The sequence below is a fragment of the Exiguobacterium sp. RIT341 genome, from assembly GCF_000632205.1.
GTDB lineage: Bacteria > Bacillota > Bacilli > Exiguobacteriales > Exiguobacteriaceae > Exiguobacterium_A.
The window spans coordinates 869503-885881 of record NZ_JFYW01000001.1 but is presented as its reverse complement, the minus strand read 5'-3'; the positions used below and the strand labels follow the sequence as shown (position 1 = coordinate 885881).

Sequence of the window (16379 nt, the reverse complement as noted above, 5' to 3'; positions counted from 1 at the left end):
GTGATTTAGTATAGTGAAAAATTTTAGTTTAATCAATATTTTTCTCTTGAATCATCTGACTCGACGACACGGGCGACTTGGGCGACGATTTCTTCGACGTTACGTAACTCCGGATAGAAACGGCGAAAGAAGTAGTCAATGCGGTGCGTATCTTCGCCAGCGATCGTCAATGCCATACAGATATAGGCGATCCCGATTCCTTGACGAGGCAAGAATGGGTTCGGCATGACCTTTGCACAACGTAAGGCGAGCGGACTATGTGTCGAGACCGCTTCAATCAGTTCACCGTACGTCCGGATATCGACGTAATGGAACATCCGAATCAGTTCGTTGATCAGTTGTTGATCGGAATCGAGCATCATTTGTGACGTGACGAGACGTTTATCGAGCTCGTTGATGACCGGGGAGTGATCGATGAAGTAGTTCAAGTTATCTGCCGTGATCCGGACTTGATGGGGGTCAGACAAGATTTGTTGAACGGTCTCGTCTTCAAATTGTTTCAACTGTTTCTTGATGTTGACGAACTCCTGATCGGCGATCTCTAGAAGTCCTGCCACTCGACTGAAGCTGCGCCGGACTTCTGCTGGGACACTGTTCGGATTTTTATATCCGAGATCATGTTCGATCTCCGCCCAAGCGTGTTGCAGGATCGAGCGGATCTGAATCTCTGCCGTATAGTCCTTGAAACGTCCATACTCGCTCAAGGCAAGCCGCTGTTCACTGAGTGACGCGACGAAGTGGACCGAGAGGTAACCAAATTCCGTCGTATCGAGCAACGTTGACTTATCGACCGATTGATCGCGATCGATTGCGAACTCATTCTCGATGATGCGTGCCGCTTCCCGGACATCGTCATGGAAATAAGTGACGATCCGGATCCCGGTCAAGTCATGGACGTCCTTAAGTGAACGGTATTTGTTCGGTTGCCGTAAGACCTTTTGATACAGACTCTCGGAGTCCTTCGTCCGGGCGACGATTGAGTGGTATTTGATGCCTGCCGCGTCGAGCAACTCGGACAAGAGCATCTTCAACTTGTCGGCGTAGGCATCGTATTCTTCCTTATCGTTGACATATTCGAGCATCATCGTATTTAAATCTTGTGATTGCACCGTTTTGCACCTTCCTCATCCTGTAGTCATCTAGCCATATTGTAGCACTCTGCTTCACTAAACGCACAAGAAGACCCTGTTTGAAGCAGTACGATTCGTGGGAAAAAGACAAGTAGTACTTGTTCAGGAGGAGATTGAAAATGGAAATAGTGGATGCCCGTGCTTTACCTGCCGATCATATGGATGTCTTGCATGTCACACCGTCGTCGATCTATTTTCGACGTCGCCTCGATGACGCCCGTTACCACATCAGTCGGTATGATCTTGAAGATCAAGAACAAGTCGATCTGACCCAGCAGGCTTTGACGGATCACGGACCGACCCGTCCGTTTGTTCGTCATGGAAAGGTCTATTGTCTGAATGAACATACGCAAGAGCAAGGCGGTGAGACGGAAGTGCTCGTCCTCGATCTCTTGTCCGGGAAACGCGAGCAGATTGCGTCGTTTTACGTGGAAGGGGATTTGACGCTCTACTGGGTGCTCAACGACAACTATCTCGTATTCTTGCAGACGACGGATACGACATCTGCGTTTCTGTATGACGTCAAGGATGAATCACGGCAGACGATTCGCGATCCACGGCTCTACGGGATGACAGAGAACTACCGGGAGCTTTATTTCTTTCTCGTCACGCTCGAAGATAAGGAGTATATCGTCTGTAATGCCCGGCTCGATGAGTTCTCGTTCTATGACGCCCTTGAAAGTGGCGTCATCTCACCAGAAGATCCGATTGATCACTCCGAAAGTCTGTTGATCGCACCACTGTCGACCTTAATCGAAGAAATCGAACACGGTGTCGAACATTTATCATTTGCGACACTACTGAAATTAGATGGGGAAGGGGATACCGTCCAGTATCTTGGAGAACAAGAAGGGCATCTCATTTTCAGTGCCTATACCGATCGTTTGAACGAAGAAATCTTTTACCGGATCGACACGGAAGCGAGTGTCGAAGAGGTCGCCCGGATTCAGTGGAGTGACTACGAACCGCTCGATTTCACGTACGATGACGTTGAGTCGACGATCTTCATCGTTAATGACCGTTCCGAGCACCATCATGAAGTAATCAACTTACGTAACGGGGCCCGATTCCTTGATAAAGAACCGTTCGAACGTGTCTTACGCGGACGTTTCTATCTACACGAAGCGGTTGGAGACAACGCGGAACCAATGGTCACCGTCTATGACGCAGAACACAATGAACGATATCGCTTTGAGGATGCCTATTATGTCACTGTGTCCGGGGAACTTGTCATCTTATCAGTCCATCAACTATAAAAAGGTGGGGCTGACTCAAAAAAAGAATGACGCGTCTTTACACGCCCTTTCCTCAGGCGAGACACAAGACCCGCTTTCCTGCCTTATTCAAGCAGGAAAGCGGGTCTTGTTTGTCTCTGACAGCGCAAAGATGCGCTTTTTCTGTAGGAGTAGCGTGTGACGCGTCATTCTTTTTGTTACGAGATAAGGTTGGCAAAATGATGATCTGCCAACCTTATCTTTGTAAAAACTGACTTTTGAATCAGTCCCGTCTGTATGAACATATAATTATTTCAGATACCATAACTAATATAAAAAACAAAAAACCAGCCAAGAGTAAACCTCAGGCTGGCTAGAAATGCTACACTTATTCTGCGTCAGTCGTACGTGTGTAGACGTCGACTTGAATGTTTCCAGCAGTTGCACGTGAGTAAGGGCAGACCGTATGCGCGACTTTCGCAAGTTCAGCCGCCGCTTCTTCCGAGATCCCACGGACGAGAACATCGAGTTCGACGGAAAGCATGAATCCGTCAGCTGCTTCGTTTAATGTCACGTGTGCTGTGACTTCACTGCCATCGTGTTTGATCCCTTGTTTGCGAGCGACCATGTTCAAGGCAGAGTCGAAGCAAGCAGAATATCCTGCAGCAAAGAGTTGTTCTGGGTTCGTTGCTTGTTTTTTCGATCCTGGTACTGGCATTGCGAGGGCGACGTCAAGGATTCCGTCCTCCGATACGACGCGTCCGTCGCGACCTCCGACAGCTGTTGCAGATGATGTGAACATTGGTTTCATGTGTGTAACTCCCTTTCGTTGTTAGATTCAAATAAGTAGCTTACAATTAGATTGTATACAATTTAAATCGAAATGCAACTCGTTTGCTCACGATAGGAGGAATTTTTTATGAACCCGTTAGCTTTAGATGAACAACTCTGTTTTCCGTTTTATGCGATTTCGCGTGAGATCACGCGTCGTTATCGTCCGTTACTTGAACCCCTCGGTCTGACGTATCCACAATATCTCGTCATGCTCGTCGTCTGGGAGGAGGAGGGACAATCGCTTAAAGCCATCGGCGAACGGCTCCATCTTGACTCCGGTACGTTGACGCCGTTACTAAAGAAACTCGAAGCAGCAGATTTGTTGCGACGCGTCCGTAAGCCGGAAGACGAACGACACATCCAGATTTTTTTGACAGATGCCGGTCGTGCGTTACGGAAACAAGCAGAGACCGTTCCGCTTGATCTCGTCCAAACACTCGACGTCGATGAAGAAGACTTACGCGTCGTCAAAGCGGCACTGAATCGTCTCGTCATGAAAATGAGCGACCCGGATTAACCGGATCGCTCATTGTCTTATTTACGGCGGAAGCCTTCTTCTTCAAGATAATTCGCTGCTTCCTTATACGAGTTGAATGCACCGTCTAAAAGATCACCGGCGTAGACGAGCCACGTGTCGATGTCTTCATTGAGTAACGTCAATTCGAACTGATTATCGTTGACCCATGTTTCTTCGAGTGTTTCGACCGATTGGACTGTTGAGAGTGCTTTGATTGCATCTTCTAATAAGAGAATTAAAGCAGGCTCTGAGAATTCACGGATGTTGACGAACCCTTTTTCGTCCGTTTCATAACCTGGTAGACCAGCGGCATAGACGAAGCCGTTACCGTTCGGATGTAAATGATAGACGAGATTCTTCTTCTCGTACTGACTGTCCGGGAATTGGAAATTGACACGCTTCAGTGAGACATCTTTTCGGACGAGTTGCGGGAACGTCTCGATAATTCGTAATTTTTCTTCAAAAGTTAACATGGTTCCTCCTTGGTGTTACAGTTCTTCACTTCTATATATGCGATGAATTCAAACAAAATGTCAACCGCTGTCTGAAACCAAGCGACGTTTTTAACCGTAAATGGAAACGAAAGGAAGTGTTTTTTGATGTCTACTGTACAATGGCATACGCTGCCAGAACGATCGATTCGAGCAGAACGGCTCGGATTGTTGCCGTTACACGGCTTAATCGCCGTCATCTTGATCGGAACGACGATCACCCAAGTCATGTGGCTCGACCTGACACCTTGGTGGATGGGCATCGTCGGTCTGCTTTGGCTGATCTATTTCATTCCCCGTATCGTCTACATACCCGTTCTTCGCTTGAAGTATATGCGTTATCGCATCGATGAGGAATTTCTCGTCGTCCGCAACGGCATCTTCTTCCGCCGCGAAGTCACCGTGCCGCTCGTCAAGGTGCAATTGATCGATAGCCAAACGGGACCGATCCTGCGTCGCTATGATTTGATCACACTTGATATTCGAACGGCATCCGGCTTCGTCACGTTGTCAAGACTCGATCGTGCTCAAGGAGACGCGCTACGCACACAAGTCGAACGATTCGCGAAACTCGAGGAGCGGGAGGAGGAATCGTTATGACCCGGCGCGTCCACCCGCTGTTCATCGTGATGTCGAGTATCTCGATCATCCGCTCGCTCCTGATTCCGTTCGCCGCCTTGATTTTAAATGCGATCCGAAAAGGCGAGATCAACAACTATACGTGGATTGGGATCAGTGTCGGGATTGTGTTCGTCCTCTTATACGGGATCGCCTCCTGGTATTTCTATACGTTCACGATTGATGCCGAGACGATTCGGGTCCGCAAAGGAATTCTCCAAAAAAGTGAACGGACGACGCAACGTAAACGGATCGAGTCGATCGGCATTCAGCAAAACGTCATTGAAAGACTGTTGCGTCTTGCGACGTTGACCGTCGAGACATCGTCCGAGAGCGGAACACCGGAAGTCGAACTGAAGGGGATCCGTCTTGATTTTGCGAAAGAACTGAAGTCGTCGATCAAAAACGAGGGACAGCTCGTCGTCGAAGAACAACAGGCGGAAGTCGCCTATACGATCCCTGTCCGCGATTTGGCATTAGCCGGTGCCTTGTCAGGACGCGTCGGACTAGCGCTCGTCGGGATCGGGACCGCCTATCAATTCATCGATCAGTTCATTGAACGTTATGTCGATCGACTGTTCTCAGAACTCGCTCATTTATCGTTGTTCGTTTTGACGGGACTTGGCGTACTCGTCTTACTCGTCATCTACATCGGCTCGATCATCGTCTATATCTTGAAATACGGTTCGTACCGTGCCGTCTTGCAACACAACCGATTGTTGATCGGGTACGGGATGTTGAACCGGACCGAGGTCGCGTTTCATGCTGATAAGATTCAAGCCCTAGTCATTCAGGAAAGCTGGATTCAGCGTTTGATCGGACGAGCGAGCCTGTCCTTGCACATCATCTCGGCGACCGGAGAGAAGGAGCGACTGTTGCTCCATCCGTTCATCCGGACGAACGAGATTGATCCGTTTCTGGCGACATATCTGCCGCGCTTTCGACAGTTCAGCCCGCAGCATGAAGTCGCACCGATTGGCTTTCGCTACCGGGTTCGTTGGCCGTTACTCGGTTATGCGCTGTTGTTTACTGCACTAAGCAGTGTCGTCATCATCGTCCTTGATTCATCATGGCGCTTCTTGATCTTGCTTCTGTTCATCTGGTTACCGTTCTATTACTTCGCTGTGCGCAGCGGTTACCGAAAGACCCGTTTCGGAACCGGCCACGATCTCTTGATGTTACGCAAACAATGGGTCCAAAAAGAGACCGTCTATACGCCACGACTGAAAATCGAGGAATTGACCTGGTCCGTTTCTCGCTGGCTCGAAGCAAAGGAGATTGCCCGGATTGAGATTCAACTCCGGGGCAATACTGCTTTTAACGCGCTTTATTTTGAACGAACGGATATCGATACCTTACAGCGCTGGTATAAACAATCGTTCCTTTCGACCCCGTTAGCAGGGGAAGTGAAAACCGACGACGAATAAGGAAAGACTCACTGTCGGAAAGGAAGCGAAGCACATGCGCAAATGGGGAATCGGCATCGTGTTGCTCGTCACGTGTCTGCTACTGTTCATCGTCTATGATGGATACCGGATGCAAGAAACATTGATCGGTCAGTCGGACGCTTCTCCGATCCTGAAGACGACGAGAACGGACGGACAGGTGACGAAAGACGAGACATGGTTCAAACAAACGAGCGAGACACAGCAATGGTCGAAGGACGGGCTCGTCCGCTTCGGTCGTTATCTACCGGTTGACGGTAGCAAACAGACAGTCCTCCTCGTCCCGGATGAGATGATGTTTTCACAGACCGGTGTTTATGCGCTTGCCCGCTATTACCATGAGGCTGATTTCAATGTCCTACTCATCGAACGGCGTGGGCAGGATCGAAGCGGTGGCGTCCGGAACTACGGTTGGCTCGATCGACTGGATGTCTTGGAATGGACGAAACGCCTGCTTGCTGAAAACGGAGACGATACACGGATCGTCTATCACGGACTCGGTGTCGGCGCAGCGACCGTCTTACTCGCTTCTGGCGAGACCGTACCAACCCAAGTACGGGCAATCGTCGCTGAAGGAGCTTACGCCCGACTCGACGACTGGTTCAGTCTACTCGCGGACGAACAGATCCGTTACCCGGCACTGCCGTCTCTGACGGTCGCGAGCATGTGGAACAAAGGTGAGCAGGATTTCTTTTATGGCGACGTCTCGGTGACGCGCCAAGCAACGAAGAGTCGGGTTCCGACGATGTTCATCCACGGACTGAAGGACGATCTCGTCCCGGTTCGGATGATGTACGAACTGTATCAAGCAAAAACGGGATTAAAGCAATTGTATCCGGTTCGTGATGCCGGTCATGACGAGACGTATACGATGGACCCGGATAACTACGAAAAACGATTACGCTTATTCCTGCAACCGTACTTGCGGGAGATGTAAAGAAGGGAAGACTGATGCATGCAGACGACACAATCATCCTACTACTGGGTCGGATCCGACGAACCATTCGTTGACACGAAGCAGATTGACCAGATTGGTCGGGTGACGCTCGGTCGATTCGGAGGCTGCTCAAGAAGCGGTCAATATAAAAACGAAGACGGGGCTGCCATCTTGATCGGCGACGATTGGGAGATGACCGTCGTCTTAGACGCTCATAAGACAGCGGATAGTGCAGCACTTGTCTTAGAGCAGTTGGCACAACACGAGTCGCGTATTCGGACTGATCTTGATGCACCACTTACGGAAGCATTCCGACGGATCGAGACGACCGTGCTGGATCTATTTCAAGACCCGGACTTTTTAGAGGCGTGTGCGATGTTGCAAGGAGAAACCGCTTGTTTGATCGCCGTCCGCAAAGGACGTTTCATCTGGTGGTTCTCCGTTGGTGACGTCGTCTTGTATCTGTTTCACCCAGAGTTGATGAACATGGGACAAGCTGCTTTAAACCAGCGTCAATTCTATGAATGGATCGGTCCGTGCAAATACGTTTGCCTTACCGGTACCAAGTTACGCGCGTGGGATCCGCGAATTGCGTCAAGGTGAGAACCAATTGTTCGTGACGACGGATGGTCTGCTCGAATGCCCAGGTACACCGTATGTCGAAGCAATGCAAATCGATAAAGCCTTACAGTCAGGGGGTGTCGAAGAACTCTTTGCGACGATTGAAGCGTTGGGCGTACGCGACAGCACGACCGTCGTCACGTGGAGGGTCACGATTGAGGAACACGCCACGCGACCAAGCGATACATAACACACCCCGCGTTCCTCTTGGAGCGCGGGGTGTTGTCATTCTATTTCAGTTGGTTGTTCCTGCTGCTGATCAAGTTCGACCGGTTCTTGGTCGACCGGTGTTTTGGCTTCAATCAATGGGAAGGCGATGCCCGCACTGGTCAACAAGGTGATCAAAGCGGCGCTCGTCAATGTTTGGCGCATGATCCGACACGTCCTTTCTATCTAATTCCGACACTATATTTTAATAATTCTGAACATTTTTCATCGTTTCGTCAAGCAATCTTTTACTTCCACTACGTATTTTTCCCAAAAACCCAGTATACTTAAACATGAAAAAGGGGGAAATCGATTGAAATTAACGAAAGCCAACACACGTTTATTAGAAACCGTTTTACCACGATTGAATCTGAACGTTGCAGAACCGGACCGGACGGAAATTGAAGACCGTCTGCGGGCAGATATCTACGAAGCCCAGCGGAAGCAGCGTCCATTCGAAGAGATTCACGGTCGATCCGTCGAAGCACGCCTCGATCAGATGATCGCTGAGTTACCACAACGACATCGGATGGAGACGCAAAAACGCTGGACACGAAACTATGTCTCCTCAATTCTGATGTTCATCTTCATCGAAGGGATCGACGGATTGTTCCAATTCGCCCTGATCGATTACTTATTCTTCTCAATCATCGCTCTTTTCTTGATCGATGCGATGTCACAAGTCATCACGGCACCTAAGATCAAACAAGTCAAGTCGCGGGTCTGGATTCAATTCGTCATCAGTTTCATTTTATTCTCAACCTATAAGGCACTGCTCGTGACGGTCTTCCCGGCACCGGACGTCTTGATTCAAGTCAGCGGAATGCCGTCTTATCTCATCGGCATCGCGGGACTCGTTGGTCTCTACATCTACTGGTCAAAGAATCCGTTACGAAAACGCGGCGCATAATTCGCGAGAGGGGATGGTTGCGTGGAGTTCACACATTGGAAACGACGGTTGCAAGATCATTTCGAACGAATGGGCTTTTCCTTACTGACGGAACGCCTAGCGATGCAAGACATGGTCAAACTCGAAGCGACACATGGTGCCTTCCTGTTCTTCCCGGTGACGATTCATCTCTATGAACGGTCCGGCTGGAAGATGGTCGCGTTTGAGGCAGAGACGGGGGAGGATCCGCAACTCGTCGAGCAGCAGATTGCCTCGTTGTTCCAACTCTTGATGGTGACGTTCCAAGAAGAAGAGCGCGAGTTCTTACTCGGATTTCATGCGAATACCGGTCGTTACCTGACGGACCGTAATGCACCCGTCGGACGGCTCGTCCGTCTGATCGAAGAGTGCTGGTATGACGGTGACGTCCTGCGAGTCGACACATTCGATCCGTTTCCGGGACTGTTCGTCGCACCACCTTTTGCCCATCAAAGTTATGCCTTCATGCCGGAAGAACGGACGTGGCGCTTATCCGTCGGGCGTACTGGACGTCCGGCGAACGATTATCGTTTCGACGGAACGATTTTGTCCCCACACCGCTTACCGGAATCGGAATTATTTACTGTGACACCAAAGTCGGTACCGTTAGAGGATGAAGAGGCGATCCGAAACTTACTGGAAACGGAACGACAGACGATCGCTAAGTTCCATGATCGTGCCATGGCGACGATTCGGGCGTACGACCCATCATTTGGTTTTGCTTGGCGCGGGACGCAGACATTTTTCCACGGTGTTCCGGTCAATCCATTCGCACAGCGCTTGTGGCTCGAGAACGGCGTGACGCGTTACCGGATTCTACAACAAGGATCGACGCGATTGCTTGCTTCCGGTGAGACTTGTGACGCTGTCATCGAAATGCTCGATGCTGCCGTCAGCAGTGAAGAACCGGATGGTCAATCCGTCAGTCCGATTGGTCAACTGATCCTCGGGATTTGGCAACAGATCGAGTCGGACGAAGCAACGTATATCACGAACGTTGATTGCCGCGGCATCTCGCGTACACAAGCCGATAACCGGATCCGCCACGCGCTAGCAAGGCAAGAGACGATCGAGTGGGTGCACCGGGCACCGAACGAAGATGATATTTGTCGCTTTGCCGGTCTGACGTTGACCTTCCCGCATCGTCCACCGGGTGTCATCACGATTGAACGAACGGAAGCAGAATAACACGAACAGACACGTCCGCGAGTAAGCAGACGTGTCTGTTCGTTTTTTAGTGCGCGTGCTGTGACAATCGATTAAAGACGACGGACAGACTGTAATAGATCATTGCTGTCAGAGCAGCGATTGTAAAAGAAAGTGGCAGATCAAATGCGTCCTTCGTCGTCAATACGATGAGAAGACTCGCGATCACGATACCGTACACTCCGTAACCTAAGACTGTCGGCACATACGCTAATGTCGTCGATGACCGGTTGATGATCATACCAATGAAGAAGTCGAGTAAGAACCCAGAAAGCAGGATGATGGGCAATGCCAATAAGACGTATGACATAAACGTTGAACCGAATGATTCATACATCGTATCCGATGTCCGATCTCGGAGCGGTGTATAGGATATGTATGCTAGGACGGTGCAAACGAGCGTGGTGGTCAAGATGACGGCAAGTAATCGTTTCAACATCAAGGTTCCTCCTTTATTTTCCTTTTTGAGTATATCAATCTACATCAAAAAACACACCCTACTGGAGGATGTGTCAAATGATCTATATTCCGAGTGACGCGATCAACCGTCGCACGTCCTGATCCGCTTGTTTAGGTGTTAAAATCAACAGTTGATCGTCTACGAGGACACGTGTCTGACCACGCGGCGTCAGGATTTCATCTTCACGAATGATCGCAACGACGAGCACATCCTGGGGCATCTCGATATCCTGTAACGTTCTTCCGGCAATCACACTGTTTGTCGAGACCCTGACCTCGATGATCTCCGCTTGCGGATGGGTGACGGTCATGAATTTCAGGAACGGTTCGACCGTCGTGTCGGGCTGTGTCTCTAGCCCCATTCGCCGGACGATCCACGGCAAGGCCGTCCCTTGCAAAAGAGCAGACGTCATGACGGTGAAGAAGACGATATTGAAAAGAAGCGGCGCTTCAGAAAGACCACTCGAAAGCGGATAGGTCGCGAGAATGATCGGAACGGCGCCCCGTAATCCGGCTGCCGTGATGACACTCTGTTCTTTGACCGTGTACCGAAACGGAAGCAACGACAACACGACGGCAAGTGGACGAGCGAGTAGGATTAACGTCAGGACGATGACGGCCGAGACGAACAAGGTCCGAGGATCGAGTAATTGTTTTGGAAAGACGAGCAGTCCGAGCATGATGAACATGCCGATCTCTGCTAGATGCGACAAGCTACCACTGAATCGTTTGAGCGTCTCGCGGTAGATCATGTCATGATTGTTGATCCAGATTCCGGTCAGATAGACGGCGAGAAACCCACTGGCGTGCAAAATCGTCGCGAGACCATACGAGAAGAGCGCCCCACTGAACAGAAGCGTCGGATAAAGGGCGGACGATGGCAACTCGATACGGTTCAGCAGTTGCGTGACGAGATACCCGATCGCAAGACCAACTAGTGTCCCAAGTCCCATCTCGTAGATGAAGGAAAGAATACCCGCACCGATCGAGAACGATTCCGGTGCCAATGCAAACGATGTGAATAAGATCGTGAGAAAGACAGCCATCGGGTCATTCGTTCCAGACTCCGCTTCAAGCGTATGTTTGACCTTAGCATCGACCGGTCGTCCACTTAACAGAGAAAAGACAGCCGCCGCATCGGTTGAGCCGACGAGTGCGCCGATCAGTAACGCGACCGGCCAAGAAAAATCAAGCAGATAATGTGCGACGAAAGCGATGATTCCTGTCGTTGCGAGGACTCCGATGGTCGCGAGCGACAGGGCGGCGGGGAGAATCTTTCGGAAATGTGTCCATTTTGTATGCAAGCCGCCGTCAAATAGAATCAAGACGAGCGCCATTGTCCCATAGAGACGCGCTTGTTCAAAATCACCGAAGTTGATGATTCCTGAAACGTCGGACCCTGCGACGATACCGACAACGACGAATAGGATCAACGTCGGTACATTTAACCGGACAGCGAACTTCGTCGTGATGATTGCAATCAGTAATAGTGTGCCTGCGACGAACAAAATCGTACCTTCTTCCATCCCACCACCTCTTTCTTGATGACATGCTCTCTTCTTAGTATACGATATTTTTCGAAAATTTCGAAAAATAACACCAGAATAAGGTGTATAAACGAATAGAAAAAGGAAAACTAGAAGCAGGACTAGTGCGTTCAAAATGGAACATCAAGGAGGAAGAGGGATGAACATCTGTATCGTCACGGGTGCCAATTCTGGTATGGGAATGGTCACGATTCAAGAATTACTGGAGCGGGGAGATCGTGTCATCGCGACCGTCCGGTCTCAGAAAAAAGCGACGGCACTCGTTCAACTGTTGCGGGAAAACGGTGTATCGCATACACAACTGGAAATCGAGATCGTTCAACTCGATCAACTGGACTCCGTCCGTCGTTTTGCGGATCGCCTGTTCGACATGGTGGGTCGAATCGACCGTTTGATCCTAAATGCTGGAGTCATGGTACCGCCGTATCATGTCACGAAGGACGGTTTTGAATCGCAATTCCAAGTCAATTACTTGAGTCACTTCTACTTGATCGAGCGATTGTTACCTTTACTCGAAAAAGGACAAGATCCGCGCGTCATCTCGATTTCGTCGCTCGCAGGTGAAGGCGGCTTGATTCGGACCGACGTCGAACTTGAGGCGATCGCCCACGTCAAAAAAGAACACTATAGCCCGATGCGTTCTTACCGCGAATCAAAGCTCCTACAAATGATTCATATGCGTGAACTGGCTGAGAAGCACGGCGACCGGATCACGTTCGTCAGCGTCCACCCGGGGATCGTCAATACGGATCTGTTCTATCGCGGCAAGTACGGCAAAGTGATGAAGACGTTACTCAAACCAGTCGCGCAAGTCGGATACTGGACCGGAAAACTTTATACACCGGAATACGGTGCGAAGACGGCGCTCTATCTCGCAACAACCGACGATCCACTTGACAACGGCGGCTATTATGCGGATTCCGCTCCTCGACTCAGCAATCCGATCGTCGAAGATGACGAGTACCGGGCACAAGCACGGAATTTGTCGCGCCGCTGGGTCGAATTATCCTGAACGCCAAAAAAACGACCGACTCGTGGGAAGCCGGTCGTTTACCGTTGTGACGACTGGGGGTCAGATCACTCCTAAAGAATCCGTTACATCGAAATAAAATTGTGGAATATGAAAAAAATCACAAAATAATGGGCAAACATGAAATCTTGAAGCAAAAAGGTTTTCTTCTCGCTTCGCATTCGTTAGGATAGAGAAGAATTTTTTTGTAACAGGAGGAATAACATGATACGACAAGCTACATCAAAAGACGTTCGAAACATCGCAACCCTACTTGAGCAAAAAGCGCTCTCCCTTAAAGCCGGTGGCAGTAGCCAGTGGTCTGCTTATCTTGAGCAAGACATCGAACAACTCGTCGCGCGAGATTTAGAAGCCGGCCGCCTGTATGTCTTTGAGGATCAGAACGAGCTGCTTGGTTCCGTTGCCCTGCTTCCTTCGCTCGAATGGGATCAATCCTTGTGGGATGATGTAGAAGGTCTGTATATCCATCGAATCGTCGTCAGCGACCGCGCAAAAGGACGTGGAGTCGGTCGGAAACTGCTGGAACATGCGATTGCTGTGACAGAGGACGAAGGGGAAATCCTACGACTCGACTGTGTCGCTTCAAACGAGTTTCTCAATGCGTATTACACGTCATTCGGCTTCGTCTATCAAGGAACACGGGACGGGTTCGCGATTTACGAGTATGAACGCATCGAAGCGACAGCCTGAAGCGGTTCAATCAAGACAACGGTCGTTTCGTTTGGTATGGTAAGAGAAAAAGAACGGTTCAAGGAGTGATCGGATGCGATTGAATATCGGCTTCATCGGCTTTGGCAAAAGTACGACCCGTTACCATTTACCGTACGTGATGATCGAGGACAACTATCACGTCACCTGGATTTACAATCGGAAGGAAAAACCGGAGCTGTTCGCGTCCTATCAGGATCGACTGCCAGATGCACGTTTTACGACGGATGTGTCTGAGATGCTCGCTGACCCGGCACTTGATGTCGTCGTCATCAATACACCACCGGCGACACATTTCGAATACGCGTTGCTCGCCTTGCAACATCAAAAGCATGTTCTCGTCGAAAAGCCGTTTACCGTGACTGAAGAGGAGACGAAGCGTTTATTTGCGGAAGCACATGCGCAAGGCGTCAAAATTCTCGCTTATCAAAACCGCCGTTACGACAGCGACTTCCAAGTCGTCGCCCAAATCATCCGTTCCGGAAAACTCGGACGACTTGTCGAAGTCGTCTCGCAGTTTGATTTGTTTCGTCCCGAAGCAGCGTCAGCTGATGCGCGCCATGAGAACGGCGCACTCTACGGACTCGGTGTTCATACGCTTGACCAAATCATCGCCTTATTCGGAAAACCGGACAAGGTCGCCTTTGACGTGCGCAGTGTTCGACTGCCGCACAATCCCGATGACGCGTTTGCGATTGATCTCTATTATCCGGAGCTCAAGGTCAGCGTCCGGACAAGTCATGTCGCACTCGCCCCGGCACCCCGGTGGATGTTACACGGCACGAACGGCACGTTCATCAAACAACACGTCGATCGGCAAGAGCTTGATCTGAAAGCGAACTACTTCCCGGGAGAAGAGGGGTTCGGTGAGGATTCAGAAGACGATTACGGTCGTTTGATCTATCACGACGAACACGGTCATCTGCAAGACGTCCGGATCCCGAGTCCTGTTGGTGATTACGGTAAAATATATCGCGCCTTTTACCGCAGTATCGTCGAAGATGCACCGCTTCCGGTGAAAGAAGAAGATACCTTGTTTGTTGCCCATCTGCTCGAACAAGCTTTTGCGCAACCGTCACCTTATATCTTGACGATCCAAAATTAAATTTTAATTTGATTGCAGGTTGATGACAACTCGACTGTGCCCATAGGCATGGTCGGGTTTTTTTGATATAAAGAACAGGTGCATTCCTTATTTTTCAGATTTTTCTAAAGAAATGTTGATTATTTTTTCAAAAAGTTGGGAATAAGGGAATGTCTCACCAAATTTAAACATAGGGGGTCTATCATGAAACGATTCTTATCCGCATTGCTCGTAGCGGTTGTCATCGTTGGCGTACTCAGCCCTTCGTTGATCGCTGAGGCCGCGACGAAGTTGACCGTGACGACGGATGTCTTACGCGTCCGCGAGAAACCGTCGACATCGAGTAAGATTCTCGGTAACGTCTACAAAGGGAACGTCTACACATCAAAGGGAACGTCCGGCAGCTGGTATAAAATCAGCTACAAATCCCGCACCGGCTACATACACAAGAACTACGTCAAATCGTCTTCGTCGAAATATACGTCGACAGGAACGAAGTATACGACGGTCGGCACACTCAACGTCCGGACGGGTGCTGGAACGAAGTATAAAGTCGTAGGACAGCTGAATAAAGGGGTTGCCGTTGCGACATATGGCACGTCAGGGAGCTGGACACGGATTCTCTACAAGGGAAGCTACCGCTATATCTCGACGCAGTACGTTTCGAAGTCAAAGCCATCAACGTCGACGAAGCAGTTAAACGTCCCATACTACAATCAATATTCACTCGGATATCCGTCTGGTTGTGAGTTCGTCTCACTGAAGATGGCACTCGAATACAAGAAAAAAGCCGTTTCTGCTGCGTCACTCTATAATCAAATGCCGAAAAGCATGAAGAACGCGACGTATAAGAACGGGAAGTATTACTGGGCAGATCCACAAAAGATGTTCACAGGTAATCCCGCTGGAACGCTCGATTACTACAAGAACTGGGGCATCTATCCGAAAGGAATTCTACCTCTCGCTAAAAAATACCGCAGCGGGTCCGTTGATATTTCAAAACAAGGTGTTTCAAAGATTGAGAGTGAGATCCGTAGCGGAAACCCGGTCATCGTCTGGGCAACGGTCGATTTCAAAAATCCATACGGTTACTTCTCTTGGATTAAACCAGACGGTAAAACATTCACAGGGTACCGTAATTATCATGTCATGCTTGTGACGGGTGTCTCGAGCGGTTCGTTCTACGTTTCAGATCCATATCGTGGCAAGTATAGTGTCAGTCGTTCGCAGTTCACATCCGTCTTCAATCAAACGGGACAATATGCGTTATCTGTTCGTTAATTCCTCATCCGGTCGCCCCGACGCGACCGGATTTTTGTCATTTTCAGGCATATTGATACGAAAACTACTGTAAAATGAAGGAGTTCACCTGCTAGGTGTGTAAAAGAATGACAATGTATCCA

General features: G+C 49.6%; 19 protein-coding genes. 13 read left to right on the top strand and 6 right to left on the bottom strand.

What is annotated here, in order from left to right; translation table 11 throughout:
• Positions 1 to 32: 32 nt before the first annotated feature.
• Entirely contained in the window at positions 33 to 1109 is a 1077-nt protein-coding gene (locus tag BW42_RS04565; protein ID WP_231496854.1) for a GTP pyrophosphokinase family protein, read from the bottom strand.
• A gap of 140 nt (positions 1110 to 1249) precedes the next feature.
• Between BW42_RS04565 and BW42_RS04560 the strand changes: the two genes are divergently transcribed.
• Positions 1250 to 2386 (top strand): hypothetical protein, encoded by a 1137-nt coding sequence (locus BW42_RS04560; RefSeq protein WP_035408023.1) that lies wholly within the window; start codon positions 1250 to 1252, stop codon positions 2384 to 2386.
• Positions 2387 to 2732: 346 nt separating this feature from the next.
• Here BW42_RS04560 and BW42_RS04555 read toward each other — a convergent pair whose 3' ends face one another.
• Entirely contained in the window at positions 2733 to 3155 is a 423-nt protein-coding gene (locus BW42_RS04555; protein WP_023468292.1) for an organic hydroperoxide resistance protein, read from the bottom strand.
• A gap of 108 nt (positions 3156 to 3263) precedes the next feature.
• On the opposite strand from BW42_RS04555, the gene BW42_RS04550 reads away from it, so the two are divergent.
• On the top strand, positions 3264 to 3695 hold the full coding sequence (locus BW42_RS04550; protein WP_023468293.1) for a MarR family winged helix-turn-helix transcriptional regulator: 432 nt from the start codon (positions 3264 to 3266) through the stop codon (positions 3693 to 3695).
• Positions 3696 to 3712: 17 nt separating this feature from the next.
• Here BW42_RS04550 and BW42_RS04545 read toward each other — a convergent pair whose 3' ends face one another.
• Positions 3713 to 4168, bottom strand: a complete 456-nt coding sequence (locus tag BW42_RS04545; RefSeq protein WP_023468294.1) for a hypothetical protein — start codon at positions 4166 to 4168, stop codon at positions 3713 to 3715.
• A gap of 126 nt (positions 4169 to 4294) precedes the next feature.
• Here BW42_RS04545 and BW42_RS04540 point away from each other — a divergent pair, with 126 nt between their 5' ends.
• The 5 genes from BW42_RS04540 to BW42_RS16535 are packed head-to-tail and all read left to right on the top strand — an operon-like array spanning position 4295 to position 7997.
• Positions 4295 to 4786 carry a PH domain-containing protein gene (locus BW42_RS04540; protein ID WP_035408021.1) on the top strand — a complete coding sequence of 164 codons (492 nt, stop codon included), beginning with the start codon at positions 4295 to 4297 and terminating at the stop codon, positions 4784 to 4786.
• Positions 4783 to 6231: a PH domain-containing protein gene (locus BW42_RS04535; RefSeq protein ID WP_035408018.1), complete on the top strand. Its 1449-nt coding sequence runs from the start codon at positions 4783 to 4785 to the stop codon at positions 6229 to 6231. The genes BW42_RS04540 and BW42_RS04535 overlap by 4 nt, the downstream gene beginning before the upstream one ends.
• Before the next feature lie 34 nt (positions 6232 to 6265).
• A complete protein-coding gene (locus BW42_RS04530) occupies positions 6266 to 7186 on the top strand; it encodes an alpha/beta hydrolase (RefSeq protein WP_035408017.1) in 921 nt (306 codons plus the stop codon).
• A gap of 18 nt (positions 7187 to 7204) precedes the next feature.
• The gene (locus tag BW42_RS04525) at positions 7205 to 7789 is read left to right on the top strand and encodes a protein phosphatase 2C domain-containing protein (protein WP_231496853.1); all 585 of its coding nucleotides are present in this window, start codon (positions 7205 to 7207) and stop codon (positions 7787 to 7789) included.
• Entirely contained in the window at positions 7776 to 7997 is a 222-nt protein-coding gene (locus BW42_RS16535) for a hypothetical protein (RefSeq protein ID WP_231496852.1), read from the top strand. Before BW42_RS04525 ends, BW42_RS16535 begins: the two co-directional genes overlap by 14 nt.
• Before the next feature lie 35 nt (positions 7998 to 8032).
• On the opposite strand, the gene BW42_RS16275 is transcribed toward BW42_RS16535, so the two are convergent.
• Positions 8033 to 8179, bottom strand: a complete 147-nt coding sequence (locus tag BW42_RS16275; RefSeq protein ID WP_155960151.1) for a hypothetical protein — start codon at positions 8177 to 8179, stop codon at positions 8033 to 8035.
• A gap of 148 nt (positions 8180 to 8327) precedes the next feature.
• Between BW42_RS16275 and BW42_RS04520 the strand changes: the two genes are divergently transcribed.
• Both BW42_RS04520 and BW42_RS04515 read left to right on the top strand, forming a co-directional pair.
• Positions 8328 to 8924: a hypothetical protein gene (locus tag BW42_RS04520; protein ID WP_035408015.1), complete on the top strand. Its 597-nt coding sequence runs from the start codon at positions 8328 to 8330 to the stop codon at positions 8922 to 8924.
• Positions 8925 to 8945: 21 nt separating this feature from the next.
• Positions 8946 to 10130: a hypothetical protein gene (locus tag BW42_RS04515; protein WP_035408013.1), complete on the top strand. Its 1185-nt coding sequence runs from the start codon at positions 8946 to 8948 to the stop codon at positions 10128 to 10130.
• A 46-nt stretch (positions 10131 to 10176) separates the two neighbouring features.
• Here BW42_RS04515 and BW42_RS04510 read toward each other — a convergent pair whose 3' ends face one another.
• Entirely contained in the window at positions 10177 to 10587 is a 411-nt protein-coding gene (locus BW42_RS04510; protein ID WP_035408012.1) for a hypothetical protein, read from the bottom strand.
• 82 nt (positions 10588 to 10669) lie between these two features.
• Positions 10670 to 12133 carry a potassium/proton antiporter gene (locus BW42_RS04505; protein ID WP_035408010.1) on the bottom strand — a complete coding sequence of 488 codons (1464 nt, stop codon included), beginning with the start codon at positions 12131 to 12133 and terminating at the stop codon, positions 10670 to 10672.
• Between the two features lie 160 nt (positions 12134 to 12293).
• On the opposite strand from BW42_RS04505, the gene BW42_RS04500 reads away from it, so the two are divergent.
• The 4 genes from BW42_RS04500 to BW42_RS04485 all read left to right on the top strand — a co-directional run bounded on the left by BW42_RS04500 (position 12294) and on the right by BW42_RS04485 (position 16257).
• Complete coding sequence (locus BW42_RS04500; protein WP_035408008.1) at positions 12294 to 13166, top strand: SDR family NAD(P)-dependent oxidoreductase; 873 nt, start codon at positions 12294 to 12296, stop codon at positions 13164 to 13166.
• A gap of 222 nt (positions 13167 to 13388) precedes the next feature.
• Complete coding sequence (locus BW42_RS04495) at positions 13389 to 13874, top strand: GNAT family N-acetyltransferase (protein WP_035408006.1); 486 nt, start codon at positions 13389 to 13391, stop codon at positions 13872 to 13874.
• Between the two features lie 73 nt (positions 13875 to 13947).
• Positions 13948 to 14997, top strand: coding sequence for an oxidoreductase (locus BW42_RS04490; RefSeq protein WP_035408005.1), 1050 nt, complete (start codon positions 13948 to 13950; stop codon positions 14995 to 14997).
• A gap of 183 nt (positions 14998 to 15180) precedes the next feature.
• The gene (locus BW42_RS04485; protein WP_035408002.1) at positions 15181 to 16257 is read left to right on the top strand and encodes a C39 family peptidase; all 1077 of its coding nucleotides are present in this window, start codon (positions 15181 to 15183) and stop codon (positions 16255 to 16257) included.
• Positions 16258 to 16379 lie beyond the last annotated feature (122 nt).